This is a genomic window from Ensifer sp. MJa1 (assembly GCF_037026475.1).
Classification (GTDB): Bacteria; Pseudomonadota; Alphaproteobacteria; order Rhizobiales; family Rhizobiaceae; genus Ensifer.
The window spans coordinates 108,292-134,505 of sequence record NZ_JAKUMO010000016.1; the positions used below are offsets into that span (position 1 = coordinate 108,292).

The 26,214-nt window shown below is 56.8% G+C and carries 24 protein-coding genes and 1 pseudogene; 10 read left to right on the forward strand and 15 right to left on the reverse strand.

Annotated features, from left to right (window positions below; genetic code table 11):
• Window positions 1-395: 395 nt before the first annotated feature.
• A complete protein-coding gene (locus tag MKZ91_RS20860; protein WP_336172949.1) occupies window positions 396-1,094 on the reverse strand; it encodes an SH3 domain-containing protein in 699 nt (232 codons plus the stop codon).
• Window positions 1,095-1,325: 231 nt separating this feature from the next.
• Between MKZ91_RS20860 and MKZ91_RS20865 the strand changes: the two genes are divergently transcribed.
• The 6 genes from MKZ91_RS20865 (at window position 1,326) to MKZ91_RS20890 (ending at window position 9,495) form a co-directional block, all read left to right on the forward strand.
• Complete coding sequence (locus MKZ91_RS20865) at window positions 1,326-2,630, forward strand: PAN domain-containing protein (protein WP_336172950.1); 1,305 nt, start codon at window positions 1,326-1,328, stop codon at window positions 2,628-2,630.
• A gap of 184 nt (window positions 2,631-2,814) precedes the next feature.
• A complete protein-coding gene (locus tag MKZ91_RS20870; protein WP_336172951.1) occupies window positions 2,815-3,915 on the forward strand; it encodes a protein kinase domain-containing protein in 1,101 nt (366 codons plus the stop codon).
• Window positions 3,912-5,534, forward strand: coding sequence for a hypothetical protein (locus MKZ91_RS20875; RefSeq protein ID WP_336172952.1), 1,623 nt, complete (start codon window positions 3,912-3,914; stop codon window positions 5,532-5,534). The genes MKZ91_RS20870 and MKZ91_RS20875 overlap by 4 nt, the downstream gene beginning before the upstream one ends.
• A 119-nt stretch (window positions 5,535-5,653) precedes the next feature.
• On the forward strand, window positions 5,654-6,115 hold the full coding sequence (locus tag MKZ91_RS20880; protein WP_336172953.1) for a YbjQ family protein: 462 nt from the start codon (window positions 5,654-5,656) through the stop codon (window positions 6,113-6,115).
• Between the two features lie 321 nt (window positions 6,116-6,436).
• On the forward strand, window positions 6,437-8,587 hold the full coding sequence (locus MKZ91_RS20885; RefSeq protein WP_336172954.1) for a retron system putative HNH endonuclease: 2,151 nt from the start codon (window positions 6,437-6,439) through the stop codon (window positions 8,585-8,587).
• A gap of 377 nt (window positions 8,588-8,964) precedes the next feature.
• Complete coding sequence (locus MKZ91_RS20890) at window positions 8,965-9,495, forward strand: hypothetical protein (RefSeq protein ID WP_336172955.1); 531 nt, start codon at window positions 8,965-8,967, stop codon at window positions 9,493-9,495.
• Window positions 9,496-9,579: 84 nt separating this feature from the next.
• On the opposite strand, the gene MKZ91_RS20895 is transcribed toward MKZ91_RS20890, so the two are convergent.
• Both MKZ91_RS20895 and MKZ91_RS20900 read right to left on the reverse strand, forming a co-directional pair.
• The gene (locus MKZ91_RS20895; RefSeq protein ID WP_336172956.1) at window positions 9,580-10,632 is read right to left on the reverse strand and encodes a hypothetical protein; all 1,053 of its coding nucleotides are present in this window, start codon (window positions 10,630-10,632) and stop codon (window positions 9,580-9,582) included.
• Between the two features lie 35 nt (window positions 10,633-10,667).
• Window positions 10,668-11,675 (reverse strand): hypothetical protein, encoded by a 1,008-nt coding sequence (locus MKZ91_RS20900; protein ID WP_336172957.1) that lies wholly within the window; start codon window positions 11,673-11,675, stop codon window positions 10,668-10,670.
• A gap of 202 nt (window positions 11,676-11,877) precedes the next feature.
• Here MKZ91_RS20900 and MKZ91_RS20905 point away from each other — a divergent pair, with 202 nt between their 5' ends.
• From MKZ91_RS20905 to MKZ91_RS20915, 3 genes are read left to right on the forward strand one after another with little or no spacing between them, the layout of a single operon-like run.
• Window positions 11,878-12,402 carry a DUF6932 family protein gene (locus MKZ91_RS20905; RefSeq protein WP_336172958.1) on the forward strand — a complete coding sequence of 175 codons (525 nt, stop codon included), beginning with the start codon at window positions 11,878-11,880 and terminating at the stop codon, window positions 12,400-12,402.
• The gene (locus tag MKZ91_RS20910) at window positions 12,389-13,651 is read left to right on the forward strand and encodes a helix-turn-helix domain-containing protein (protein WP_336172959.1); all 1,263 of its coding nucleotides are present in this window, start codon (window positions 12,389-12,391) and stop codon (window positions 13,649-13,651) included. The genes MKZ91_RS20905 and MKZ91_RS20910 overlap by 14 nt, the downstream gene beginning before the upstream one ends.
• Window positions 13,648-14,730 (forward strand): beta family protein, encoded by a 1,083-nt coding sequence (locus tag MKZ91_RS20915; protein WP_336172960.1) that lies wholly within the window; start codon window positions 13,648-13,650, stop codon window positions 14,728-14,730. The genes MKZ91_RS20910 and MKZ91_RS20915 overlap by 4 nt, the downstream gene beginning before the upstream one ends.
• On the opposite strand, the gene MKZ91_RS20920 is transcribed toward MKZ91_RS20915, so the two are convergent.
• Complete coding sequence (locus MKZ91_RS20920; protein ID WP_336172961.1) at window positions 14,684-15,274, reverse strand: sce7726 family protein; 591 nt, start codon at window positions 15,272-15,274, stop codon at window positions 14,684-14,686. The genes MKZ91_RS20915 and MKZ91_RS20920 overlap by 47 nt on opposite strands.
• 105 nt (window positions 15,275-15,379) lie before the next feature.
• Window positions 15,380-16,528, reverse strand: a complete 1,149-nt coding sequence (locus MKZ91_RS20925; RefSeq protein ID WP_336172962.1) for an RHE_PE00001 family protein — start codon at window positions 16,526-16,528, stop codon at window positions 15,380-15,382.
• Between the two features lie 177 nt (window positions 16,529-16,705).
• Here MKZ91_RS20925 and MKZ91_RS20930 point away from each other — a divergent pair, with 177 nt between their 5' ends.
• Window positions 16,706-17,857 (forward strand): site-specific integrase, encoded by a 1,152-nt coding sequence (locus tag MKZ91_RS20930; RefSeq protein WP_336172963.1) that lies wholly within the window; start codon window positions 16,706-16,708, stop codon window positions 17,855-17,857.
• A gap of 62 nt (window positions 17,858-17,919) precedes the next feature.
• On the opposite strand, the gene MKZ91_RS20935 is transcribed toward MKZ91_RS20930, so the two are convergent.
• The 10 genes and pseudogenes from MKZ91_RS20935 to MKZ91_RS20980 all read right to left on the reverse strand — a co-directional run bounded on the left by MKZ91_RS20935 (window position 17,920) and on the right by MKZ91_RS20980 (window position 26,191).
• Entirely contained in the window at window positions 17,920-18,237 is a 318-nt protein-coding gene (locus MKZ91_RS20935) for a type II toxin-antitoxin system RelE/ParE family toxin (RefSeq protein ID WP_336172964.1), read from the reverse strand.
• Between the two features lie 2 nt (window positions 18,238-18,239).
• On the reverse strand, window positions 18,240-18,485 hold the full coding sequence (locus MKZ91_RS20940; protein WP_060608251.1) for a type II toxin-antitoxin system ParD family antitoxin: 246 nt from the start codon (window positions 18,483-18,485) through the stop codon (window positions 18,240-18,242).
• Window positions 18,486-18,844: 359 nt separating this feature from the next.
• Window positions 18,845-19,180, reverse strand: coding sequence for a hypothetical protein (locus MKZ91_RS20945; protein WP_336172965.1), 336 nt, complete (start codon window positions 19,178-19,180; stop codon window positions 18,845-18,847).
• Between the two features lie 75 nt (window positions 19,181-19,255).
• Entirely contained in the window at window positions 19,256-20,470 is a 1,215-nt protein-coding gene (gene repC, locus MKZ91_RS20950) for a plasmid replication protein RepC (protein ID WP_336172966.1), read from the reverse strand.
• Between the two features lie 156 nt (window positions 20,471-20,626).
• Window positions 20,627-21,604, reverse strand: coding sequence for a plasmid partitioning protein RepB (gene repB / locus MKZ91_RS20955; protein WP_336172967.1), 978 nt, complete (start codon window positions 21,602-21,604; stop codon window positions 20,627-20,629).
• A gap of 75 nt (window positions 21,605-21,679) precedes the next feature.
• Window positions 21,680-22,873, reverse strand: coding sequence for a plasmid partitioning protein RepA (gene repA / locus MKZ91_RS20960; RefSeq protein ID WP_336172968.1), 1,194 nt, complete (start codon window positions 22,871-22,873; stop codon window positions 21,680-21,682).
• 442 nt (window positions 22,874-23,315) lie between these two features.
• On the reverse strand, window positions 23,316-24,191 hold the full coding sequence (locus MKZ91_RS20965; RefSeq protein ID WP_336172969.1) for an ArdC family protein: 876 nt from the start codon (window positions 24,189-24,191) through the stop codon (window positions 23,316-23,318).
• Between the two features lie 224 nt (window positions 24,192-24,415).
• A pseudogene (locus MKZ91_RS20970) lies at window positions 24,416-25,466 on the reverse strand (Fic family protein).
• Window positions 25,467-25,534: 68 nt separating this feature from the next.
• Window positions 25,535-25,738 carry a hypothetical protein gene (locus tag MKZ91_RS20975; RefSeq protein WP_336172970.1) on the reverse strand — a complete coding sequence of 68 codons (204 nt, stop codon included), beginning with the start codon at window positions 25,736-25,738 and terminating at the stop codon, window positions 25,535-25,537.
• A gap of 120 nt (window positions 25,739-25,858) precedes the next feature.
• The gene (locus MKZ91_RS20980; protein ID WP_336172971.1) at window positions 25,859-26,191 is read right to left on the reverse strand and encodes a DUF736 family protein; all 333 of its coding nucleotides are present in this window, start codon (window positions 26,189-26,191) and stop codon (window positions 25,859-25,861) included.
• Window positions 26,192-26,214 lie beyond the last annotated feature (23 nt).

Genomic DNA, 26,214 nt, shown 5'->3' on the forward strand with positions numbered 1-26,214 from the left:
TCCCGTGAAGCTGCCTGTCCCACTGGAGCGATGAGGCAATATGGCCGTCGAGAGCCGTCGGCTCATAACCGATTGGTTGCAGGTTCGAGTCCTGCCGGGCCCACCATACCACCATACTGAGCGCTAACGACCAACACTCAGTCACCAAAAAGAGCGGCGAGAACCGGGGAAGCTGGCAAGTGCCAGTCGATACATTATGCGATCCTAGACGCACAAAGCGGGAACATCAAATGAACAAGCCCTTCGTTGAAGTCGCAGCTGCCGCGGCTTAACGTCTTCTTCGCAGTTTAGGCGCTGACCGCACTGGACTTCCGCGTTCGATCGATCATGAACTCCGGTGGCCCTCGGTGAACGTCGAGTGCTGGCGGCCCCCGGAGCGCCGTCCATAGCAGAGCCTACAGTCGCGAGCGAAACGCATCGATCATCGCACTTGAGACGTCGCTGGGATAGCAGATTGGAGCAGCACCTCCCGGCTTTGAATACGCGCTCCTGCGCCCGCAACGCCGCCCAGCGCGGTCGCGACTCTCCGGGCATGGGCACGAGCCACTATAATCGGAGATCGACTCAGCGATGATGCGCTGCACGATCACGGAATCGGAAATGCGCGGGACTTTGCCTGGCTCTTCACGGGAGGACTCTCCGGATGCAGAGTTGTCGCGCTTTGGCTCCGATCGAGGTGTGTCGGAACTCAGGAGATGTGATGCGATCCACCCCTCCCGCCGTGTGAGATCGTCTTGGACATACGACCATTCGCCGTCGACAGATAGTAAGCGGACCGGCCGACCTGCATCGTAGCGATCGAGGATCGGGAATTTTTTCCCCGGTCCCTCTCGTAAGGCGACACGCTTGCCGCGCACGAAAACCGTGGCGATCACTTCCGTGTCGGCGCTTTGAACCGTTGCAGAGGACTTGTCTCGCTGAGGCGCAGACGCGAAGACTTGGGTGCCGCCTGCCGCCCCAGGTTTCTGTTCTTGCACGACAATTCTTGCTGAAGGCAGCCGCGTTTCATTGACCGCCGCTCGCTCGCCGCTATTCGTGCCGAGCCAATAGATCAATGTTGCAGCTACGCCCCCGCCAACAAGAAATCGTCGCATGATACTTCCCCGCCCCTGGGTTGTATCATTTAACGCTTTCTGGAAGACGGCAAGCCCACGAAATAGTAGCCGGGCTCGTGACCGATATCCGCATTATCGTTCAAACACGCACGGAACTCTGCGATCGAGATCCTTGACCTGTCGCTCTGTTAACCGTTGCGGCTTTTTTGTGTTGCAACTTCAATTTGATCAATGTTCTCTGAATATCAACAGAGCGTGGGAGTATCAATCTTGCCGAGTTTTCCGTTCGGCCTCATTCGCATATGGGCATTCTGCCTGGCCCTTTCGCTTGTGGGTGATCCAGCGCTCGCTGCCACAAAGAAATTTGGTCCCTTCTCATTCGAGGAGAGCGACCCCAGCGTCATCACCCTCGCGGGCGAGATCGACCTCTATTCCGCCTTGAATTTCAGGCGGGCGCTGCATGCTTCTCAGAAAGCCAGATTGCTGGTGCTCGACAGCGTCGGCGGCGCTGTCCAGATGGCACTGCTGATTGCTGACGACGTGCATGAGAGGCGCCTCTCCACCTTTATCCCGAAAGGGAAAGGTTGCTATTCGGCCTGCGCCTTTATTTTTATGGCGGGTGTCGAGCGCCAGGTAGACGGTGAGCTTGGCGTCCACCAGATCTCCAGTGAAACGAACGACCTGGTAAACGCACAGCTGTCGATTTCCGACATTATCGACATGCTCGCTCGTTTTGATACGCCGGCGGAAGTCATGACAACGATGTTCAAGACGCCTCCGTCGCAGATGCATGTGTTCTCGAGCGAAGAAATCGGTCGCTATAAGCTCAACCGCAAGGGCGCCGCGTCGGCCTCGAACGAGCCGGTCTCCACAACCCCGGCCGTCGGTCTCGAGGGCGCACCACCCTCGACGGCAAACTCAACCGCAGTCCCCACTCCTGAACCAAACAACCAACAAGTGGCCGCGACTAACCCATCGCCTATCGATCCCGGTCAGAGTGACAAGCTGTCGGCAATTGAAGAATTCGCTCGTAAGCCGACGCGGATCGCCGTCTACACTGGCCTTGACCTGTTTGGCGATGACCTCGCCTCGAAGAGGACGGTCGACGTCGTTGAATGTGCTTCAACCTGCCTGCAAATGAATGGCACCTGTAAAGCGTTCACCTTCAATGCCAATCCGAAGATTGTGCGCGGACCGAATTGCTTTCTGAAAGCAAACGAAGGTCGCGCGGATGGAAATTCGGTCGCTATCTCTGGGAAATTCCTCGCGAGCGCAGATCCAGACCCAACGCCATTTAGCATGGGCACAATCGATCCCAAGAAGGCGCTGTTCGAGGATGTCGATCTGCCTGGAGGCGACCTCGGCGTTCGCGCGTCGATCACGAACGCGACGCCACTTCAGTGCCGACTGGCCTGCATCGACAATGACCGGTGTGTTGCCTTTACTTACATCAAGAAAAAGCGGGAGTGTTGGATGAAAGGCGCCGTCGGCACACCTCTCTTCAAGTCCGGCATGATTTCCGGAGTGAAGAGCTTTCAAACGTTCGCACCTGCAAAAGTCGTCGGACTCGAGTGACGACCGACCGCAGTGACCATCTAGCACCTTGAATAGAATAGAACTGCTGACCACGCCTTTCGCCGGCTTACCGTACTAAACAACGCCTGTGAATTGTACGCATTCCCGCCTCCTGCCCGTCTGGCGGAAGAGCACCTTCCCATATAAAACTAGGGTTGCATTTTCTGGGGATGAGGGAGAGGTCATGGGACTTGAAATGCTTGCCGGCGCCTGGAGACTCCTGGGCGTAAGATTGGAGAGCGGCTGGGAGATAGTCGAACCGGTGGGCTGGGACCCAGTAAATGGTCAAAAGACAGATCATTACAATGGCACAGGCGGCCACTTCTCTGTTGCATATATAGCCGAGAAGGAAGGAAAGCGCGCTTTCTTAAAGGCAATAGATCTTTCGTCCGCGATGGGAGCAGTAAACGTCCTGAAAGCGCTTCACGACATTACTTCAGCTCATAATTTTGAGGCGCGTTTGCTCCAGATCTGCCAAGGCGGTCACATGGATCGCGTCGTAGTCGCACTGGAAAGCGGCCAAGTCTCGGTCGGCCCGAACCTTCAAGATGCTGCTCCCTACCTTATATTCGAGCTGGCTGATGGGGACGTCAGACGACGCATTCAAAAGGTCAACTCCGCGGGCCGCTTGGCATGGTGGCTTCGGGCCATGCACCACACCGCAGTAGGTATCAGTCAGCTTCATTCGCGACGAATTGCCCATCAGGATTTAAAACCCTCCAACGTCCTGAGTTTCGGACAGAAGGAGGACTTCCGTGTCGCTGATCTAGGGCGCTCTGTGTGCGATGGGACAGCGGGTCCCCATGATGACCTAACTTTTTCCGGAGATTGGGGATATGCGCCACCGGAGATCTTGTACGGCCACATCGATCCAGATTTTGCGCGACGCCGGCTCGGCTGTGACCTCTACCTCCTTGGAAGCATGATTTTCTTCTTTGCCACCGGCTTCGGGTGCACGCAGCAGCTCCTAACTCGATTGGATGTGGCACAGAGGCCACTCAGCGTTCGGGGAACTTGGAGAGGTGACTACGAGATGGCACTCCCAATGCTGCAGGCATGCTTTACGGACATGTTAGCAGAGTTGGAGGGTAACCTTCCGGGACCCTTCCATGAAGAGCTAATCAAAGCCGCTTCGGAACTATGCAATCCTAACCCTACGCTTCGCGGCCACCCGCTTGACAGAGTCACTTCCGGTAACCAGTTCTCACTTGTCCGGTACGTGTCTTTGTTTGACAAACTCGCAAAGAAGGCTGAAGTACTCTTTCGGCAAGATACAGCAATATGATCACCCCAGATGACGAATTGGCATCACGCCATACGATACCACGCTGGCTGTCGATCAAGGGCTCGATAGCAACAGGCGAGTTCACGTCGTTTGCGTCTGCAGTGAAAGTTCCGATTCAAGCGGACTTGCTGAGGAACGCTCATACGTTTCTGGAGAACGAGTTTGAAAAGCGGAAGACTGTTTGGCTCGAAACGCGCGACTGGTATGACGCCGAAGAGCTTGTGTCTTTGGCCCTAGTGGCGAACACGTGGAATGATGGAGTTGTTCTGGAAGCCGCGAAAAGCCTGCTGCGCAGTGATGTTTCAAACGAGTCAGTTAAGAAGTTCGCGCAGCGCTTCATAAACGGTGCGCTTGTCCCGAGCCTTTCCGCGCTGCCAATCAGCGAAGCGGGGATGCGCCTGGAGATCGCGAAACGCAAGAGACTGCTTCGCCTGAATCCGCGAGACGCTCTTCGTCTTACTGAAACGGCGCTCCTACATGCGAACTTGGGGCAGCTCAAACCCAGCGAAGCCCTCATCGAACGTGCACTAATTCTCTCACCCGATGATCGTTATGTCCTCAGGTCAGCCGCAAGGTTTTTTGTTCACGCAAACCAGCCCGACCGCGCGATATCTGTGTTGTCGAAATCCGGACGTACGCTCGACGACCCATGGCTAAATGCAGCCCTACTCGCAACCGAGGCTGCCCATGGAAAATCCCCTAGGGGTTGGAAACGCGCCAAGGCGCTATTGAGGGACGGTCGCTTCACAGACCGAGACGTCTCAGAGTTAGCTGCTCAGATGGGCACCCTAGAAATCGATGGAGGATCACGGAAGCTGGCGCTACGCCTACTCCGTAAAAGTGCGATCAGCCCCACTGAAAACGCTATCGCCCAGATCGCTTGGGTGGGCACTCATTCCCATGTGTTCCAACCTGAAGAGTTTTTGACGGACCTGTCGCTCTCTCATGAAGCTTCTGCCAGATCAGCCTACCATAACGGCGCCTGGTCAGACGCCCTAGCCGAGAGTGAGGCATGGCACGATATTGAGCGATTTAGCACTCGTCCCGCTATATTCGGATCATTTGTTGCGTCTATTGCGGCGACGTCCATCGCACGCGGAGTGGCCCTTGCCGAGGCCGCGCTTGTAGCAAATCCCGCGAATTCGTCTCTATTGAACAATCTGGCCGTATTGCGAGCATATCAGGGAGACGTCGATGCGGCGCGTCTCGCTTTGGACAAGGCAATTGCAAGCTCACCGGCACTAACACCGTCACTTTTAGCGACAAGTGGGTTAGTCGCATTCAGAGCAGGCAATGTCACCGAAGGGATGGAAAAATACCAAGCAGCGATTGATAAGGCCGTTCAATCTAAGAACGGTGAGGAAGCTCTTCGGGCTTACTGTTTTCTGGGCAGAGAGGTCTCTCGCGTTGACCTAGAGCTCGCGGGGGAGTTCGTCCAGAACATTGATCGCGTCATTGAACAATATACGAAACGTGGGCAGTCGCCGTCCAAGGAAATCACTATTATCAGGGACGAACTTGCGTCAGCCAAGCTCTCGTTTGTCGACACCAGTTGGGGATCATTGAGCAACATCGACATCACAAAAGTAATGGACTTCTTGTCTATTGACCAAACTTGAGGTCAGGCGCAGTGGGGTGCTTGCAGCCGATTGAGAGATCGCGCCGATCTTTGATGCCGAAACGATAGCGGTTGCGAAGAGGCCTGGATCGACGCCGAGAGCGACAGGAGAGATACAAAGTGCCCTATTGCAGGCTATGTGAATTCCGCTGCGATCATCATGAATATGATCCAGAAACGCGACTTTGCCGCAACTGCCAGATCCAGGAAGAAAAGCGCCTAAAGTCCGAACATCCCGCTCCGGCGCCAATCGTCATGGCGACCACACCAATGGTGCCCGGTCGAGAGATCACAGAATGCCTCGGCATTGTCTCGGCTCAAGTCGCGTTCGGCCAAAACATCTTCAAGGACATCTTCACGGAGGTCCGCGATCTCGTCGGCGGACGGGCAAAGGCTCAGCAAAAGGTTTTCGCCGACAGCCGCAAGGCAGCATTCGATGAGCTAACAGTCGAAGCACGCAATCTTGGCGCTGATGCGGTCGTAGGAATAGATCTCGATTTTCAGGAACTGGCAGGCGGCGGCAAGTACGGCATGCTGCTTGTTGTCGTTACTGGAACCGCAGTGAAGCTCGCAGTAGTTTGACGGGCCGCGTCATTAAGACACGCAAATTCCAATTTTTGAGCCAAATCGAGCTGCCAATCAGTGATCCGCAGCTAACTTTTTCGCAGTCAGAAACGCTCCCTTTGAGGTAGCTCATCAACAGGGCGGTGCGAGTGTGGGCACGACGCGCCTAGGCACCGGATCCGCCTTCGGGGATCGATCTCACCGGCGACAGGGAGCTTGCGGAAGGGAAAGTGAACGATCTGCTCTTGATCGCCAATCTGACCTGCTGCGTATATTTACAATCGGACGGGGTGCGCGACTCAGCGTTGCAGTCTCCTTAGCCAAAGACGTGGAGTGAGTATGCGCTATATAGATCGAAATCGGACGCCGGTTCCAGAAACGCTCGTATCCGATCGCACCAAAGCAGCGCTCGACAGCGTTCACCAGTTTTTAAAGCGCTCGGAAGACGAAAGGGCGCAACGGCGCAGCCCATATGACGAGGCAATCATTCATCGGTCCGAAGTTCGTGATTCGTTGGTGGACCTCTTCTTTGGCAAATGCGCTTACTGCGAACGTCGGTCGGCCGAATCGATTGATCATTTCCGACCCAAGTCACTCTATCCATGGCTCGCGTACGACTGGGAAAATCTGTATCTGGCCTGTATCGAGTGCGACAGGCAAAAAGGAGGTGCTTTGCCGGTGACCGGGTTGCCGGCTCCCCCGTTCTCGACAGTCGCAGAGGCTCGTATATCCGAACAACTAAGATTAGTAGATCCTTGTTACGATGATCCGCGGAGCCATTTGCGCATTTGCTACGATGGTCGTTACGTGGCGCTCACAGAAAAGGGTTATGAAACAATCAACATCCTTGGTCTCAATCGGAAGTACCTGTGCATTGACCGCCAAGAGGTTGTTCAGCGACTTGCAATGATCCTGCAGATTGACGCCGAGTATAAACCCATCGAGAGTTTTATCTCTCCTGACGCAGCATTCGCGGGAGCTGCAGTTCAGTATCTGGGTTCCATTCTGGAGGCCGCCACCGGCACGCGTCCGCGGTGGCACATATCCGGTCCTTCTGCGGAAGCCCTGATGAAAGATCTCCGTCGGCTTGACCCCAGCGCGCTCCATAATGCGATAGTAAAAATAGAGGATGACACCGACAAGGTATTTCATCCAGCCCAAAACCGAGTTGGCGCCTCCAGGGCGGTTCATCTTGCCCGCCCTCCCGCTCCGGCGGCAATTAGCCAAATTGAGATCAAGAATTTTAAGAGCATCAGCGACCTCACGTTGCAGGTACCGTCACATAGGCGGCACAAAGGCACAGCAGGCGCGCTCATGCTTCTAGGCGAAAATGCTGCGGGCAAAAGCTCGGTACTCGAAGCGATCGCTCTGGCGATGCTGGGCGAGCGTGACGCTTTCGGCCTCGTCCCCGCAGAGGATCTATTGCGACGCAAAGGCGAGCAGCGTCTTGAACTCGTTGATACAGAGCCGGTTTTCGTGAAGCTTAACTTCCACGATCGCGAGGAATCGGCGATCCTTAACGTTGATCCACTTGTCCGACGTCTCCAGAGCAACGCTCAACCACGTTCCGTGGTGATTGGATACGGTCCACGTCGCTACTCAAAGAATGGCGCTCCTTGGTCACATGCCCGATCGGCACGGGTTCGCAGCCTTTTCCGTCCGGCAGCTGCCCTTCCGGACCCGGCCGCTTGGCTACGGGAAATTGCGGTAAATGAGAAAGAGAAATTTAACGCGGTCGCTCGCGGGCTTCGTGAAATCCTTGCGCTCCGCGAAAGCGATGACCTCGTCCTCGACGCGGTGATGGGCGTATGTGTGCGAGTGCAAGGCCGGCTTGAGCCAGTCGGCAGACTGAGCGAAGGGTACCGCTCCCTATTCGCCATGGCTGTCGACATTATGCGCGAGCTGTTGCGTGACCAACCTGAACTCGAGAATGCCCGTGGCGTCGTCCTAATCGATGAGGTCGAAACCCATCTCCATCCACGATGGAAGATGAGGGTCATGTCTGCCCTGCGCCGCGCAATGCCCCACGTTACATTCATCGCCACTACCCATGATCCGTTATGCCTTCGCGGCATGGAGAACGGAGAGGTGGTCGTTTTGTTTAAAGACGAAGCGCGAAACATCTTCGTAATGGAAGGCCTTCCCGACATAACCGGCATGCGGGCCGAGCAGCTTTTGACCTCGGACTATTTTGGCCTCAATAGCACGGCAGCTCCCGAGGTTGAGGCGGATCTCACCGAGTATGTTGCTGCACTCTCGAGAGCCGATTCAGGTGATGTTAGCGCTGAGATTGAAGCCAATCGCCTAGGGCAGGGGCTTCGCCGTACTCTGGTGCTCGGAGATTCGGCTGCTGACCAGCTTGTCCAAGAAGCTTTAGGTCGTTTCCTCTCAGAACGTCGAGATCTCCCCCCGATTGGCCGCTCGGCTTCCCGAAGGGAGGTCGTTGAGCGCATGCTCAATGCGCTACGTAAACCTTTGGAGGAGAAATGAGGTACGTTGACCGTTCTACAGTTCCGGCTCCTGCGTCTCTCTCCAGCGAAGATTGTGCTGGCGTTCGAGAATACATCAGAGCTAAGGCCTACTATGCAGAATTCCCCCCTCACCAGAGGGCCTACCCATTTGCAGCTTATAAGGCTGATGACGTCAAGGAGACGCTTCGCGAGCTCTTTCACGGAAAGTGCGCCTACTGCGAGTCTCGCTACGAAGGTTCACAGCCGGTGGACGTCGAGCATTATCGGCCAAAGGGAGGGATACAAGAAAGGAAGGGGCACCGTGGCTACTGGTGGCTCGCTGCCGACTGGAACAACCTTCTTCCTAGTTGCATCGATTGCAATCGGCGGAGGGGACAGGTCTCGGCTCAAGTTGGGATGACCCTTTTTGAACTCGAAACTGCGCTCGCTACAACAGGAGATCCAGAACCGGGTGGAAAGCAAGACGCTTTTCCCACTTTAGATGCGATATGGGCAGATCCAGAAACGGATCCGGACGCAGTCGAAAGTCCAACTTTGATCGACCCGACACGAACCGACCCGGCAAGGCACCTCGTTTGGCCCCAAGCTGAAGTATCCGTTGTTTTGCCGGTCGTGAATCAACAAGGCGTCGAGTGTCCTCGAGCCTCCGCCTCCATCCACATTTATGCATTAAATCGCATCGGGCTGGTGCAAAGCCGACTTGAGGTTCGCCAGAAACTCGACAGCCACATAAAGACAATTCGAGACACAGCTGGAGTGGCTATGGTTTCGACCGGTCTGGCCCGCGAGGCGCTTTTGAAAATCGTAGATGACGGCATCATTAGCCTTCGTATTCAGGCTGAAACCACCCACGTCTTCTCCGCAATGGTGAGCGCACGGCTATCGGCGTTTGAAGCTGAGCTGGTCGACCTCCTGTTAGCAGACTGAAGGATATGCGAAGCGTCAGAGACTTCTTTTGGCGTTCCACATTGAGGACCGTTTTGCAAACAGCCCGCCTCACTTGGGTCGCATTCATTCGGGAATGGACGCAAGCGGCAAACGTGGAGACAATCCATAATACCAAGGCACCCACAAGCCCCAGCCATCCTCGCAGGAACCACGCGTAATCCCATTGCCTTCGTCACGGCTGCAAATGGTGAAACCGGTTTCAGGCTTTGCGGATTTCTGCACTCTGCATTCCTGAACGTCCATTCCACCAGTGTTAATCACTGCCCACACGACGGGTTCTCTGTCGAGAGCCCCTTTCTTGTAGCTCAATGGAAAAGGCCAGTCCGTGTTTATGACTTCGGATTGGCGGTCCAATTCCCAAGCGAGAAAGTTGGCACAGGCCTGCCGCATCTGGTTTTCGTTCCATACCGCCGCCGACTTCATTCCGTAAAGGTCGATTTGCCAGCGCGCCGCGTCCTCGACGGTATCGACAAGGGCCAGTTCCTCTGGTGACGCGGAAAGCAACTCGGCAATCAGAGACACGGGAAAAAATGGCCGGCCGTTGTAAGGTGAGCTGTCTGAACCGAATTTAATGAAATCTGCGATGATCTTGCTGGTCAGCACCACCCGAGCGCTAACCTCGGAGGCGGAATAGGACTTTGTTTCGTCTGGGACAATGTATGGCGCATGGAACCCGAGACGGCCCTTAATATGAAGATGGCGACTAGTCGCGTCGGATTCGGGACCGAGAAGGCGTCCAGCCATAAAGATGAAGGCGCAGGAAGAGAAGCAGTCTGCAGCGGCTTCGACGCGGGTCGGTATGCCGTGGTCGCGCAATTCCTGTGAAATCAACCTACCCTCAATATAACTGCCCCCCGGACTGTTTAGGCATAGCGCATCATCGACCTTGTTGCTGGGCTCGCCGCTGTCCGAAGGTTCAAACAGGCCAATCTTTTCGGCCAGCTTCAGAAACTTCTGATGATCGCCTTCTTCGATCGGGCCGGACAGAGCGATGGCGCAACCTGGTCGAGACACCTCAACGATCGTCGCGCCGAGAGCGGCACTGTTAGAAAGTACGCAACCAGCCAACGCGCCAATAAACGCAACACGCGCAAGCACTTCAACATTTCCGAACAATTCAGCCCCCGTCGACAAAACGACGATAAACTAAATCAATCAACTCGAGATGTCGCGGCCAAAGCGGTTGCGCGAGACAGCAAATTACCTAGCGTTGTTCGACATTGACCGGACTCAGCATCGTAGATCTCCGATCTTGGGGTTCGTGTGTATGCTTCGAGCGCATAGCTAAATTGCTCTTCATTCCAGTCCTTAAAGATTTGTACCTCGTCGGTGCCTGGAATGAAGCCTGAGAATGATTTTACGCGCACCTGTTCAAGTTGAAGCGTCCGATCGTCTTCAGCCGTTAAATAAGAGTGGGTCGCGTCCCGCAGAGCCGCTTTGTAGTGAATTCGCGCAGATAACTCTGCGAACTGCGTGGGGGTGACTGCGGAGCCGGACAGACCGAACGGCCCTTTTGGTCCTACGTAGAGCTGGAGCCCTCCATCGTTGATATACACTACCCCGAGAGTGTTAGTCCTCAGAGCTATCGATTGCCCAAAAACATTGGTGGTCAGATCAAAAGTATCCGAACCATCATCTAGGATCGGATAATGATATAGAGAAAACGGAAATTCACTGTCCAGGCATCGAAATGACGTCGGCTTTCGTGCGCTCTGCATCACGAAGTGGCAATGGTGGAATTCTTCAACGAATGCTGGGTCGACGATCGGTCCACGATGTGGGTTAATGCGGTCGCTTGCAAGGCCGGTTTCTTTTACTAGTATTCCGATCAGAATCTTCGAAAGCCATCGACCAACAACAAGTTCGTCACCCTCAATCAAAGTACCTCTGTTGAATATGGGTTCGACCGCGTGCTCGATACGTGAAAGAAAGCCGTTGTTGCATTCAGCGCAGCAAGGAACGGTTAAGTTTCTGTAGGGGATTTGTGTCTTATTTAGCAATGTAAGCCGTTCATCGAACAAACGGAGCTTCGATTGCAGCCACTTTGGTATTACGTGCTCCCCGGCGCCGTTCGTTGGCGCTCTGCCACAAGCAAAACACTGCCGTGCCCTTATATTGGCTTCATTTATCGCAGCGCTTGACGCTTCAAGTGCGAACATGTCACCTCCTCGCAAACCTCGCATCCGAATCTTCTCATGCTGGCGGGCGAGCAGCTTTCGACGTACGCCGCAAATCCCGCAATTTCGAAAATAGCATCTTCAGTGTGAGTTGGCTTTTGATGCCTGCGCGATGGCAGGTTACCTGTGAAGAAACTGTGGCCGTTTCCGATGTCATTCCCTATACGGTAAGCGAGCGAGCAGCTTGCATTTTCATACTTACAACATTATTGTTGTAAGTATGATTCCAGCGTTCACGTCGATATCGGGCTCACCGTGGGATGTATTGCCAGCCGGCATTCATCACGCCACATTTGAGGAGATCGAGGCTGTATGCGGATGTAATGATCGGCGCCGCGCCCTGCTGGCCGGTCTGATCGATGCTGCTGTCGCATTGGCAAAAGCTGGATGTTCAACGATCTATCTGGACGGTAGCTTCGTCACTGCGAAACCCATTCCTGGTGATTACGATGCGTGCTGGGTTCCAGACGGCGTCACCGAAACTCTTCTCGATCCTGTGTTTAAGGACTTTAGTAACGGCAGAGCCGCACAAAAGGCCCGCTTCGGCGGTGAGTTCTTTCCATCGAGTACCTTAGAAGGCGGGTCTGGGAGAACATTCTTAGACTTTTTCCAAGTGGAGAAACACACGGGTGAGAAGAAGGGAATTATCGAGATTTCGCTCATGACAGATGCGCTAGTCCTTCGGAGGTTAGCTCATGATATTCAGTGATCGTCAGTACGCTGTATCGAAGGAACAGCTGACCAATTTGCAAAAAGCGGCTACTGCCATTCAGGCTAGCGGTGCCAAACTCGATTGGCTGAAGGAAATCGAGTCTAGTGCGCTCAAAAGTCAGATCGCGGATATACAGCGAGAGATGGCTGAGTACAATTTCCTTAAGTCGGGTGCCGCAGGCTTCACGGAGGAATTCGCCTTCGAGGACTTGCCTCGGGTTCTGATCCAGGCACGCATCGCAAAAGGCTTATCGCAAACGGACCTCGCTGAAGCATTGGGTCTGAAAGCGCAGCAGGTGCAGCGATACGAGGCAACTAACTACATGAGCGCCAGCCTAGCGCGCCTCATGGAAGTCGCGAGTGTTTTGGGAGTTCGTGTTTCCGCGTCGTATGGAGCGAGTCAGCAGCGATCGGAAGGCGCGATTTACGCTTGGTCTGATGCGAGTTCTGTTGAATGGAACCGATTTCCTCTTCGTGAGATGGCAAAACGCGGGTGGATCAAGGGAGGCGACTTAGGAGCGTCTGCTCGTACTTGGTTTCATGACGTCGCCGGACCGCAGTTCGCAACGGCTCTTCACCGCAAGAAGATGCATAGTGGCAACGCACCGAACGAGCACGCTCTATTGGCATGGCAAGCGCGTGTCCTAGAGAAGGCGCGAAATGATTTCGACACGGGGTTGATCGACGAGTTCAGTTTGGATGACCGGTGGTTAAGCCAGCTGGTGGCTCTCACGAGAGAAAGAGATGGCCCACGCAGGGCCAAGGATCTGCTTGGGAGAAATGGGATCGGTCTGGTGATCCAAAGTCATCTACCCGGTACTTATCTCGATGGTGCGGCAATGATTGCTCCATTCGGAAATCCTGTTGTCGCCCTTACTCTGCGCTTTGATCGCCTCGATAATTTCTGGTTCGTCCTGTTTCACGAACTGGGGCACGTTTTCCTGCATCTTCACAACTCTCTCCGGTTCGACTTCTTCGATGAAGAGAACGGTCACCGCGGCGATCAGTACGAGGAGGACGCGGACAAATTCTCTTTGGATCGACTCATTCCCCAGGATGCTTGGCGCAAGGCCCTATCTCGCTTCGCCCTTACGGAAGAGGCGGTCGCTATCGATGCCGAAACCCTCGGGATAAGTGCAAGCATTATTGCCGGCAGAATTAGGAAGGAGAGGAACGACTATCGCCTCTTCACCAATTTGGTTGGGTCGGGAACCGTTCGAGCCCAGTTTGAGGGGATGATGGAATGAAGCTAACAACTACCATGTACGTTCCATCATTGCGTTGGCGCCAAGGTGAATATCAAGCTCTCTTCCGTCTCAGTGATACGGCTAAGCAGCTCGTCGTTCCGTTTATCCTTGTTCCCGAACCGGAGTACGACTTCGAGGAAGGCAGGCCGAAAAAGACTGTTCAGGAGCAGGTCCAGACCTTCCCTCGGCGTTATCAGCAAAAGTGGGGGAAGAGGCAGGCATGGATTGATGTCCATTCGAACATTGCAACCACAACCATGCAGGATGGGCGGATGCCCATGTCGTTTGTGTTTGATGAGATCAGGAAGTTCGGCTCCAAAGCAGTGCCGGTCACGTCGCTAGACGCCACTCCAATCGTGAATGGTATTGCGTCACAGATCGCCGCAATCGACAAGCTCGGCATGGGTATCCGCGCCCGGCTGGAGCACGTCATGAGGCCAAACTTCGACCAGCGGCTTGGATCGCTCCTCTCGTCGATCGGCTTGATGCCGGAGATGGCAGACCTCATCATTGATCTAGGGGCACCGAACTTCCAACCCTATGATGACTTCGCCGATGGCTTGATTGCGGCGATGGAGGGTGTGTCTGCTCTGGCGGCCTACCGTTCGCTGGTCGTGATCGGTACGGGCTTTCCCCAGATACTAGCCATCGACAAACCGGGCGGGCACATCCCCAGACACGATTGGATCTTCTTCAAAACGCTGCGCTCCAAACTTAACGGGACTGGGCGAATTCCGAATTTCGGAGACTATACGATCGTCCATCCAGAATTCACCGCTCAAGACATGCGCTTGCTCAAACCGGCGGGAAAGCTTGTCTATACGGCCGGGGACACATGGAACGTCCGGAAGGGTGGGGCCTTCAGAGCTGATCCAGCACAGATGCATACACATTGTGATAGCATTCTCAAATCCGGCCAGTTTCGCGGCGCCCATTTTTCAGCGGGCGACGAGTACATCGACCTGTGTGCAAAGTGGCAAGCCACGCCGTCAAACCTTACACGCTGGAAAGAAAACGGCATCAGTCACCACATTATGCATGTGCTGGCTGACCTCGCCACGCCGAGCGCTGCGCCATAAATCTTCGAATAGCTGCGATTAAATCGCTAATTGGCATCTGGGCGGCCAGATCGATATAGAGCTGCAGCCTACTGCGCTTAAGTTCCCGCGGCGACGCTCCAAACCCCGCGAGCAACTCGGCAGCTTCCGAATGCCAGAGCAAGTGCGCTACTTGGACAGGATCGACGTTGGGATTGACGCGGGCGCGCCGAGCCGTTTCAAAAGCGATACCACCGCGGGGCCCTTTTTCTGCTGCGATGATCCCGCACCAATCCGGAACGATCAGTTCGGCTTTTGATAAGTGCTTGTCGGCACAAACAAGGGTCAGTCTGCTCAAGCCTTTAGTGTAGATCTCGAGCTGTGCCGGAAGTCGATCTAGCGTATCCAGGCCGCTTTTGATTTCGAACCCATGAACTTCCGCAGATATAACAGCAACGTCGATCCGCACCTTGGCGTGCGATAGACCAAGCTCGTCGACGACGATGGCGTCTCCAGCTTTCCTGTAAGAGCGAAGCTTCTTTTTATGAAGCGCGGCTCTGATTTCCTGGTCGTTCGTTGCGAGCATCATTGTATCCCCTGACCACAGTTATTGTCCGATTTCACGATCACGGCCAAGGAGAAATTCTCATCGATCGACACCAAAATCATCGCAAGTAGCTTCGAGCGACGATCAAAGGACACCCCACGCCCGAAACCTCCCCCTCCCCGTCATCTCGCGCAACCCGAGTTCGCCGACAATCCGCCGCGCCGCCTGCGGGGTGACTTCGAGCGTCTTCACGACCATTCCGGCAGAGACCAGCGGTTTTGCCATAACGAGCTCGATCAGCTCCGGCAGCTTCGATGACGTCCGCCGGCCGGCGAGCTTTCGCTCCATCATCTGCCGCGCCAGCGCTAGGCGGTCATGCTCCTTCAGCCCGAGCTCGGCGGCCGCGCTCAGCCCTTGGGCGATGGCGAGCAGACGGGTCTCGCGATCGCGATGCCGGCGGCGATCGACGGGGATGGATTTCAGGCCAAGGTTGAAGGCGGCGAGATGGGCCGCGGTGGTGAGACCCGCTTGGCGCAGGATCGACGCCACCAGCAGCCGGCCGAGCCAGGGCGCGTGTTGCAGCACCGCGAGCTCGTTCCAGGCATCGAGGGCAACAATCGCCTGCAGCGCCGGCGGCAGATCACCGATCATGCTGAGCACGCCGCGCCATTCCTCGAGGCGCGCGTCCTCGTCCCAGTCAAGATCGTAGACCAGCGGATCCTTTTCGGCCCGAGCGCTTTTGGCGGGTCCGCTCCGCCTTGCCTCTTCAATGGCGGCGTCCGATCGTGCGAGCAGCGCATCGATGGCGGCGAGCTCGGCGTCGAACTGACTGGAACCTTGCTCGGAAGCGTCCTCCCCCTCCCCTGCTTCGACTGACGCAGGATCGGCCGTGGCGCCAGCATCTCCCTCGGCGCTGTCGCGACCTAGTGATGCTGCAGACCCCGCCTGTCGGAGGGTGCGCAGACCGTCGGGGCTGAGCGCCCAGCCGGGCGGCTGCGCTGCGATGCGACGGCGGGAGCGCAGCACGTCGCGGGCGATCGTCAGTTCGTGCGTCGGGGTGCGGATGTCGTGGCCGGCGTCGTGCAGCACCAGGTCCTCGAGATGGACGAGCTCGCCGTCGATCCACAGCGAGGCGCAGGCATCGGCAAAATGGGCGCGTTCGAGAAAGCCTTCGCCGACCGGTGAGCGGGCGATGCGCTCGTCGAGACGGGCGAGCGCTGTGCCGGCGTCCGAGAGTGGCCGCAGCAGGCTCTGGATGGGCAATTTGGCGAGATCGTAAAGCATTGAAATCATGGTAAATGATTTGCTAAAAGAACTCTATCTTAAAATTAGAGTTCCTCACATGGTATGGTTGTTAGCAGCTCATATCACTATCGATAGGTATCAGGTATCGATAGTGATGGTTTTCGAGTCGAAAATCACCTAGAATCGCGCAACGCTGCAACTCCTCGACCGTAGAAATTCGCGAAAATGATACCCACCGACGCCGTTCACCGCCGTGCCGAAGAACTCGATGCGCTCGACGCCATCCTGCCGTTTGATCGCCGCGACCAGCTTGCTGCCCTGTTGACGGACGACGACGTCGCCACGCTCAAGCACCTCGCCGGCGAAGGCATGGGCAACAACACGCTCAGGGCGCTCGCCTCCGACCTCGGCTATCTCGAGGCCTGGTCGCAGCTCGCGACCGGCACTCCCCTCCCCTGGCCAGCGGCGGAAAGCCTGCTCTTGAAATTCGTTGCCCATCACCTCTGGGATCCGGCCAAGCGTGCCGAAGATCCGAGCCATGGCATGCCAGTGGACGTGGAAGCTGGCTTGCGCTCGCAGCACCTCCTGCGCGCCGACGGGCCGCATGCCCCCGAAACCGTTCGGCGCCGGCTGACAAGCTGGTCGATCCTCACCCGATGGCGCGGCCTGACAGGCGCCTTCAGTGGGCCGTCGCTCAAATCGGCGCTACGGCTTGCGGTTCGCGCCAGCGCCCGGCCGCGGCAACGCAAGAGCAAAAAGGCGGTCACCGGCGACATCCTGGCGAAGCTGCTGGACGCCTGCGCCGGTGAACGCCTGGTCGATCTTCGCGATCGGGCACTGCTTCTGACCGCGTTCGCCTCCGGCGGCCGTCGCCGGTCGGAAGTGGCGGCGCTGCGTGTTGAGGATCTCGCCGACGAGGACCCCGTCAAGGCCGATCCATCGATCCCGGACTCCCCTTCCCTTCCCTGCCTCGCCATCCGGCTGGGTCGGACGAAGACGACCACCAGCGATGACGACGAACATGTGTTGCTGATCGGCCGACCGGTGACCGCATTGAAACGCTGGCTCGAGGAAGCCGATATCAAGGATGGCCCGGTGTTCCGACGTATCGACCAGTGGGGGAACAATGATCGCCGTCCGCTGACGCCGCAGTCGGTCAACCTGATCCTGAAAGGCCGCTGCAAGCAGGCCGGGCTCGACCCGACCGTGTTTTCGGCGCATGGACTGCGGTCAGGCTATCTGACCGAAGCCGCCAACCGCGGCATACCGCTGCCGGAAGCCATGCAGCAGTCGCTGCACAAGTCCGTCACGCAGGCAGCACGCTACTACAACGACGCCGAGCGTAAACAGGGACGGGCGGCGCGGTTGGTTACCTAGGGCCCCCGCGAGCTCATCGCGGGTAGCGACAATTGGCAGTCAGGCCAGCGGGGGAGTGGGTGCTATTGGTTCGCGTCGACCGAGGAAAACAACTCATCGATATCGCGATGCCCCTCGATGATATTGACGACCTCGAAACGTTCGTCGGTGTAGCGGAAAAAGATGACGTATCCTTTGAACGCCGCGCTGCGAATATCGGCGCGCAATTCCGGCCTTGCTCGGCCGAGAGTGCCGGGAAGGTCGGCCAGGGTCCGGCATTTTTGCCGAAGTTCTCCTACAAACCGACGTCCCGCCACCAAACTACCGCTCTGTCGAGTGATGTATTCGAGAATATTGACCAGGTCTGTGAGTGCCGAAGGCAGCATACGAAGCTGCGGCACTCTTAGAAGCCTTCCTTGGTCAGTTGAGCGGCCTTGGCTTCCAGCGCCGCGTCAATATCTGCGTCGGATGCTTCGCCGCCGTCGGCGATCGACTTGTTGAGCAGGCTGGTCAGAGCCCTCAACTTCTGCTCGCGCTCCTCGACGAGGCGCAATCCTTCACGCACGACTTCGCTGGCCGAACCGTAGCGGCCATCCTTCACGATGTTAGATACAAAGGCTTCCCAACGGTCACCAATGGAAACGTTCATGTCACACCCCCGTTTGCCCACAAGCATGGCACAATAACATGAATTGCGCAATTATTGACACTGCGGCACCACCTCAAATGCGAACGATCGGTGCCTCTTTCAAGAAGAGGCAATGATGAGAGCTCCATTTCCGCAACAGAAGCTTGCCGATGACGGTTTCGTCACAGCAATCGCAGCGATCATTATCGCTGACTCCGACCTACGCTTGGCGACATTGCGCCGCAACTAGACCACATGTGAGAACGGCCCGTGAGCGGCGGCGGGTTCTCTGCTCGCTCTCCCCTCCCCGAAAGTTCCTAAACGCTTAATGCAAGAATCCGTCCCTCCGACCCGCCGGGCGGCTGATCATCTGGTGACGACTACGAGCCGAAGAATGAATCGGCTCGCTTCTCAAACGATTGCCATTCTTCCGGTTCAGCCTCCGACATATCTTGACGATCATCGGCCGATGCCGTCTTCCCCCAGGCTTCAGCGCGTTTCATCAACGACGCCATCTCTCCCCTCAAGCGATGGGAACGTTGCAAGTCAGCGGCGTGCGCGAGGTTCTGGCGCGGATCGTAGAACATCCCAATCGCCTCGCCGGCTGCCTGTCGTGCCGCCTCCAAGTGTTCTTTCAAGCTCTCCAGCTCGCTCTTTGCCGCAAAATACTGTCGCATCACCGTGATAAGTTCGCGGTCACTGGCGCTGATGTCCACGATCCCTCCTTTCGGAATTCCTCGGGCTCCTGATTTGTACGATCGGCATAGCTTAGCAGCCGCTTCGCGACGGTACTATCCGGCTTTCCTACCCGCATCAGGGTTCGCCCGCATTTGCGCCATCAGCATCGGCCCGAGCGAAAACTCCCCTCGGCGTGCCTTTGCCGTCAGATCCCGCAGATAGCCCCCGGCTGAATTGATGTGCCCTGCCCGTTCGAGGATACAGGCGATCGTCGCCGCGGCGTTCTCAGGCCCCATCGCTTCGCAGGCATCCTGGTAGGCGCTCGGGCTCACCCCAAGCATCGATCGAACGACGACTGCAGCTGCCATCAGATCGCGCCAACTCGAAACTACGCCATCAGGGCGGTACATCATGATTTCCGGGCAAGCCTGCAGCACCATGCCCAACGGGAACGCCTTTATCGGCTCGCGCTTCGGCTCCAGTTTAGTCTCAGGTTTTGCCCCCGTCTCCTTTTCGGAGTTAGGTTCAAGTTCATAGATGGATTCGGTATTTGAATTCTGTATGTGACGCTCATTTAGAGCAGCATTGGTGCTCATATTTTCGGAATTCATCTGCATTTCCAGCAGATTGAGGATTTCCGCCCGCAGCATCTCCAGTTCCTCGAGAATTGCGGTCAAGTCACCGATTGTTGGCGTGCGGGGAATCCGGCCAACGAGCTCGATATACATCGCCTCAATCGCACCCCAGTCGCCGGAAGCACCCTCATCCATGGCTGCCGAAATAAGCTTACGCACGTCGCGCCGGCAGACGGTGAGCTTTTCTTTGGTGCGCCGGAAGTGCGCGCGATCCGCGGCCACCTGCTGGGCCAATTGCGCAAGCTCTTCGGCTCGGGCGAGCAACGGCGACAGATCGAAGCCGTAGGCTTCCTCTATTTCGCCAGCGCGGTCTTTGCGCGCGTACCGTTTCCCGTTGGCACTGTCCTTGCGCGCGATCAGACCGGCATCGACAAGCCCGGCCAGTTGCCGGCGCAGCGTCGCGCCGGCGATACCGTGAGCGCGCACTGACAGCTGCGCGTTCGATGGGAATACGATCATCGCCCGATCCTGCGACAATTCTGCGTCCGGGTAAAACGTCAGCAATGCGTCCAGGACGGCCAGACCGCGATCCTGGATGCCGAGAAGCGCCCTCGCCTCCGAGGCGTCGCGAAACACCTTCCACTTGTCGGCTGTCTTGCCAGACTTGATTTCGGCCATGGTGAACTGCCTTTTGACCAAGGCAAGCGTCATCGGCCGCCGCCCAAAGGGCGTCGTCACATTTCCAACCTGCATTTTTCTTCACCTTTCAGAAGGCAAAAGAAATCTGCTCACCAAAACGGCGCCAAAGACTCTTGACGGGGATTCGTGGAAATGCGATTCTCGATCTTGCTAGAAATCTGAGGAAGGCTTCCACGACGGAAACGTTTGGGGGCCTTTTTCTTTTGCGGTCTACTCTCCTTGTTGATCCTTCTGGCTCCGATAGGACTGATACAGATCACCCAGGTTCTCAGCGATGTAATCGCCAAAGCCTGCTGCATCCTTTGCCTTCAAAGCAACTGTGTATGTCTTGCCGTCGCTCTTAAGATCGGCTGACACGAACTTGTCGTCCGAGACCCATTTCTGAGTTTTCACCGTCTTAGAGCGGGGCTGCTTCCCGATCGATTTCACGTGGGTCAGCAGAGCATTGAAGCGATCGTCTCCGACCTTAGCCTTGAACTCATCCGATTGGGTAAAGGCTAACGCCTTCTCGAGGGTCGATGGCCGCTCCAGGAAGATTTTGAGTTCATACCAGCGATCTCGGCCAATTCCCTTGGCCGCCCCGACGCCGTCAAGGACCTCCCTTGGGATGGTCGAGACCGCAAGCATCTTCGACAAGGTGGCGCGGTCGACGGACAGCGCGGAGAGCGTGATCGCGTTGTCACCGTCGAACTGACGGCGGGCGATCTCGGCCGCGAACAATGCCTTCTCTAGGAACGACAGATTTGCCCGTGCGGAGTTCTCTTGACCCTGCGCGACGAGGTGATCCTGGTCCTTCAAGTCTTTGACGACCGCGCGGACTTTCCGCTTGAGCGCCTTGGCGGCTCGAAGACGGCGGTGCCCGAAGACCACCATGTAGCGGCCGGTCTCCGACGGATGCGGCCGGACCATAATTGGCGTGTCTTGGCCGCGATCCCTGATGGCCGTCAGAAGTTCGTTGAAATCCGATTCGTCGTCCTCAAGGCGGTCGCGAACGAATGAGCCATCAATGCTATCGGGATCGAGTTCGACAACGGCCTCCCCTTCGAGAAGTCGATCTGCCTTGGCGGCCAGATCATCGAGCGAGTGCATCAGCGACTTCGATGCTCCCTTGACCGTGTAGTCTAGGATCACTGTCTCGTCCGGCGTTGTGTCGCTCATAACATTCATGAACGGGTTCTTCCGAGCCATATCGCTATCCTCGAAATTTGGTTAAGCGCTTGATTTCTCTTACGAGAAAGTCGGATTTTACGGCAGTCAACATATTCACATCCGTCCCCATGCTCGATGGATGAGACCTTGAATCTCGAAATTCACGGCATCCATGCAGTCGATGGCGCGGTCGTATGTTCCCCTGGTGAAATTCGAGCGATCCAGTTCATAGAGACTGCGCTTGGTAAGACCGGCGTCGGAGATCGCGGTCGTCTTCACCATCGGCGTCTTCAGAATTTCCTCAGCCAACATGCTCTGCATGAACCCGAGCATCTGCACCTGCGGGATGTCTTGGGGCTCGAAGCGGGTGACGAGGTAACGGAGCCAGTCCAACCTAACGTCAGCGCCGGCCTGCTTGATCGTCTTTGTGATGTTACCGAGCATAAGCAAGAACTGCGACATCGACATTAGGTCGAGCATCTGCGGATGAACGGTGATCAGCACGGACGTCGCGGCTGTTAGCGCAGTCAACGTCAAATAGCCGAGCTGCGGAGGGCAGTCTACGACCACGACGTCGTAGCGCTCGTCGACATCTAGGAGCGCTTTTCCGAACCGGGTGAAGAACCTTTTCCCCTCGCTCCCGGCCTGCATGGCGAGTGGCGTGTCGTATTCGTATTCCTGAAGCTCGAGGTTCGCGGGAATAATGTCGAGGCCGGGGAAATTGGTCGGCTGGATGATATCCGCAATCTGCTTACGCTGATCATCGTAGCGGATCGTATCGTAGAGCGAGGGATTCTGATCGAGTTCCGGTTGATAACCGTGCAGGGCCGATAGCGATGCCTGCGGATCGAGATCGACGGCAAGAACACGGTGTCCCGTGAGAGCGAGGTGCTGGGCGAGGTGAGTGGCTGTTGTCGTCTTTCCGGACCCACCTTTGAAGTTCACGACGGCGATCACCTGGAGCTTGTCGCCCGGTTTCCTTTGGGGCACGTATTTTTTCGCTTCGCTCTTCCCGGTTTCTGCGAGGTAATGCCGCAGCTGCCACATCTGCTCGGCGGTGTATTGTTTCCGGCTCCCCACGGTCGCCGGAACCGGTCCCTTGCCGTCGAGATAGAGCCGCTTCAGATTGCTCGGTGTAACTCCGAGATAGTGGGCAACCTCGGCAACCGAAAACGGACGCAGGGTTTTCTTCGCAGAAGGTGGAAAGTTCTCCAACCGCAGCTGATTCAGCCTGCGGGAGATTTCCGCCCCCTGCATCAAAATCTTGTCGTCCAGCTCGAACGAGGGTAGCGATGTGAACGCGTTCATTGTGCCTCAGGCCATTCTGTCGGTAAAATCACGGTTTTCAGCGAAATGCCGTCATTATCTCCGATTCTCAAATACTAGCAAGGAAAATAGGGTTAACAAAAGGTTAACCGCAATTTGCAGACTTGCGCTCGTAGATGATGCCGATTCTTAGCAGTTGGGAATAGGGAGCGGCAGGTTATGCACTGTCGTTTTGACTGCCGTCAAAATTCAGAATTATGCTGAATATGCAATGGTTTGGAGTAAATAGCGGCTCGGAGGCCAGGAGACGCCGCAACCATTTTGAGAACGCGGACGATCGCTGTTGCATTAAGACTTGGACGGATTACGTGACGCCTCGAGTGCAGAATATGGGTGCACCGTTTCTGTGGACTGGTCCACGGGCGACTGCGGCAAAACATGTTTCGCCGCCAGTCCTTTCCTCAGATAGAGTTTTTTCCCGCGGTCACTGCAAGTAGGCCCGTTGCTGACCGTGAAGGTAATCAGCCGCAGCCTGAGCTTTGGCGGCCGCCGACACGATCGCACGCTTGTCGTTCTTCAGCACCTTAAGCCAGCTCTCCAGGTAGCTCGCGGTATTGCCTCGAGGGTCGTGGGCGACACCAAGATCAGCGCAGAGAAATGAAGCGGACAGCTCGGCAACGAGTTCCTCGACGGCGTAGCTTTCACTACCGAACCGGCCGGTGAGGTCACGATTGAGGCGATGCTTTGCACCGGACCAGTGCGACATTTCATGAAGCAGGGTCGAGTACAGATGAACCTGATCGACGAACCGAGCCCGCTCGGGCAACAGGATGTCGTCCGGGGTGGGACGAAAACAGGCTGTCGTGCCGACATAGGTTATCACCGCGCCGGTGTTGCGGACGAAGGTTTCGACTGCCTCGAGGTGCGGAACCTGCGTCGTCGGGAGCGCCTCGGTCGGCCGATAAAGCTCCTGCGGAAGGTTCTCGACCTGCTCACCGTTGAAGACCGTGTAGCCCTTCAGGTAGGGGACGCCGCGATCGTCATCGTCATCGCGCTCCTTAGGGGCGAAGGTGCCATACTTAACGACCAGGGCGCCTTTTTCGCCCTTTCGGACCTGGCCGCCGAATTCCTGAGCCTGGCGGTAAGTGAGCCAGGTATTTTCCTCGTAGCCCGCGAGCTCGCTTGCAAGCCACAGCATCAGGACATTGATCCCGCGATAGGCCTCGCCAGTGACGCGGCGGGGAACGAGGGAGCCGCGGCTGTTTCCGCGCCAGGGGCGGATCCACGGTTTGGTGCCGGCTTCAAGCTGCTCGATGACGGCATCCGTAATGCGCTGGTAGGTGTCCTTGATGTTCTGCATTGCCGTCTCCTTCCGTTGGTTGACGGCAGAAAACGGAGATGGCCGAAGCGAGCCCATGCACCCAAAGGGCCGCAACAGAGAGGAGGACCGCGCCAGCGGTTGCATGGGGGAGGGGCTATCGTAGCTTGTCGGTCAATCCATCCAACGGAAGGAGAGGGCGGCAGATCATAGGAGACTGTCCGCAATCGGAAACGTCGGTGCAGCTTTAAAGCCGAATGTGGTCGCTATCGCCCATGATTGTCGTCATCGCGCTCGCGGCCTCTCTGTGCCGCCAATTGCGCCTGGATCGCCTTCAGATCGGGATTCTGGTCCTGCTGTGGCTGCCCGGCCGGCGCTGGCTGCGACTGCCCCTCTCGGGCCGGATGCTCTTGTCCCAGGCGGGAAAAGTCTGATTGGGCGCCAAAGGTGATTTCCCCGTCGTCCAGCAATCTTTCCCGGCAAGTCGGCGCGATCGGCAACGACAATGCCGCGTTCGGTGACAAGGCTGATAACGCGGTCGCCCGCTCCGAGAACCGTGCCGGTAATTTCCTCGCCAGCCCGGGCGGTGCGAACGTTGTGGTGGAGGGGCTCCTCGCCGCAATCTTTCAAATCCGCGAATGCCGCTCGGATGGCTTCTCGGCGACTAGGATCCAAAGCGTCCTGCACCACATGCTTCATTGCATCGCTCGAGGGATTGTTCGTGGTCTCGATCGACGCATCGATCATGCGTGGTTTGCTGATAACGGAAAAATCGATCTCGTGCCCGTATTGGCGCCCGAGTTCGGAAATGAAGGCCTCTTGCGCTCTGCCGTTGCCCTCACGAAACGGATGCACGTAGTTCAGTTCGGCAAGGACCTGGCCGGCACGTTCGGCAAATTGCTCTGGCGTGGCGCTGCGCAGTGCTCGCTGATCCCGGATCGGCTTCAAGGCCTCGTCCAAGCCCATTTCTATGCGCGACCCCGCCAGGAATGAGGTGCCGCCCTTAGACAAGCCGCCGATCGGCTCGACACGCTCGCCGTCGACGATCGGCGTTTCATTGCGCGTGTGACCGGCCCACTCATAGACGTCCTGAAAAATGTAACCGTGGATCGCCTTCAGATGGGCCTTGTCAAAATTGCCCTTGGGGCCATCGCCTTCGGCGATTTCGAGCATCCGTACGGCCGTCGCGCGATACTCTTTCACACGCAGCTCGGAGTGTGTTTCAACTCCCCATCTGTTTCTCAAAACGTCTGTCCGGTCCGGATCGTCCGAGGAGTTGGGGTAGGTGTAGGAACCTTTGGGGTACTCTTCAGCCATGGCAAGCCCAACAAAAAACCGCCGGCTCTAAGCGGGCGGCCTTTTGTTCTTGAGAGTTGATTGGTGAGCTATCTAACGGGTCGATCGATCATGAGCGCCCGGTATTCCTCGCGGGTGATGTCGCCGGCGACATAGCGGGCGGTGGTTGCCTCGAGGACGGGATCGTGAACATACCCCTGCCGGACGTTGGCAGCGCGCGCCTGCTCCGCAGCCTGGCGCCGCTTCTCCACAGCTTCCGGGGATCGATCCGGACGGCGGGAATGAACGTTCATCGGCAAATCTCCAGTTACGGGATACCCTAGCAGGAATAGTGCTGTAAATCCAGCATTTTGCCGGATTTTCTGGCCTTTCGAGGGTGTGCGCCCGGCTGGTTGCCGGGCGCTGTGAGCGGATCAATCGCGAGCTTCCCACTCGATGATCGCCTGCAGGGAGGCGTCGTCCTGGCCCGGGAACCGGCCGAGATTGGCATTGTAGCGGAGCTTGCGGATCGAAAGCGTGTAGTAGGGCTTGCCCTCCTGGTTGTCTTTCTTCCAGATGCCGCCGACCTCGATGTCGTGGCCGCGCGGTGATTTGGCGTAGACGCGGTGCGTCGGGGCCTTTTCATTGTCTGAGTCGAACGGCACGACCTTGATGTCCATGTCCCGATCGATGGTGGAGATGAGGCCGCTGCCCTTTGCGGTTGCGAGGTCGTCGCCTTCGAACTGGATGAAGTTGGTGATGTTCATGTCTTTCACTCCTCTTTTGCGGT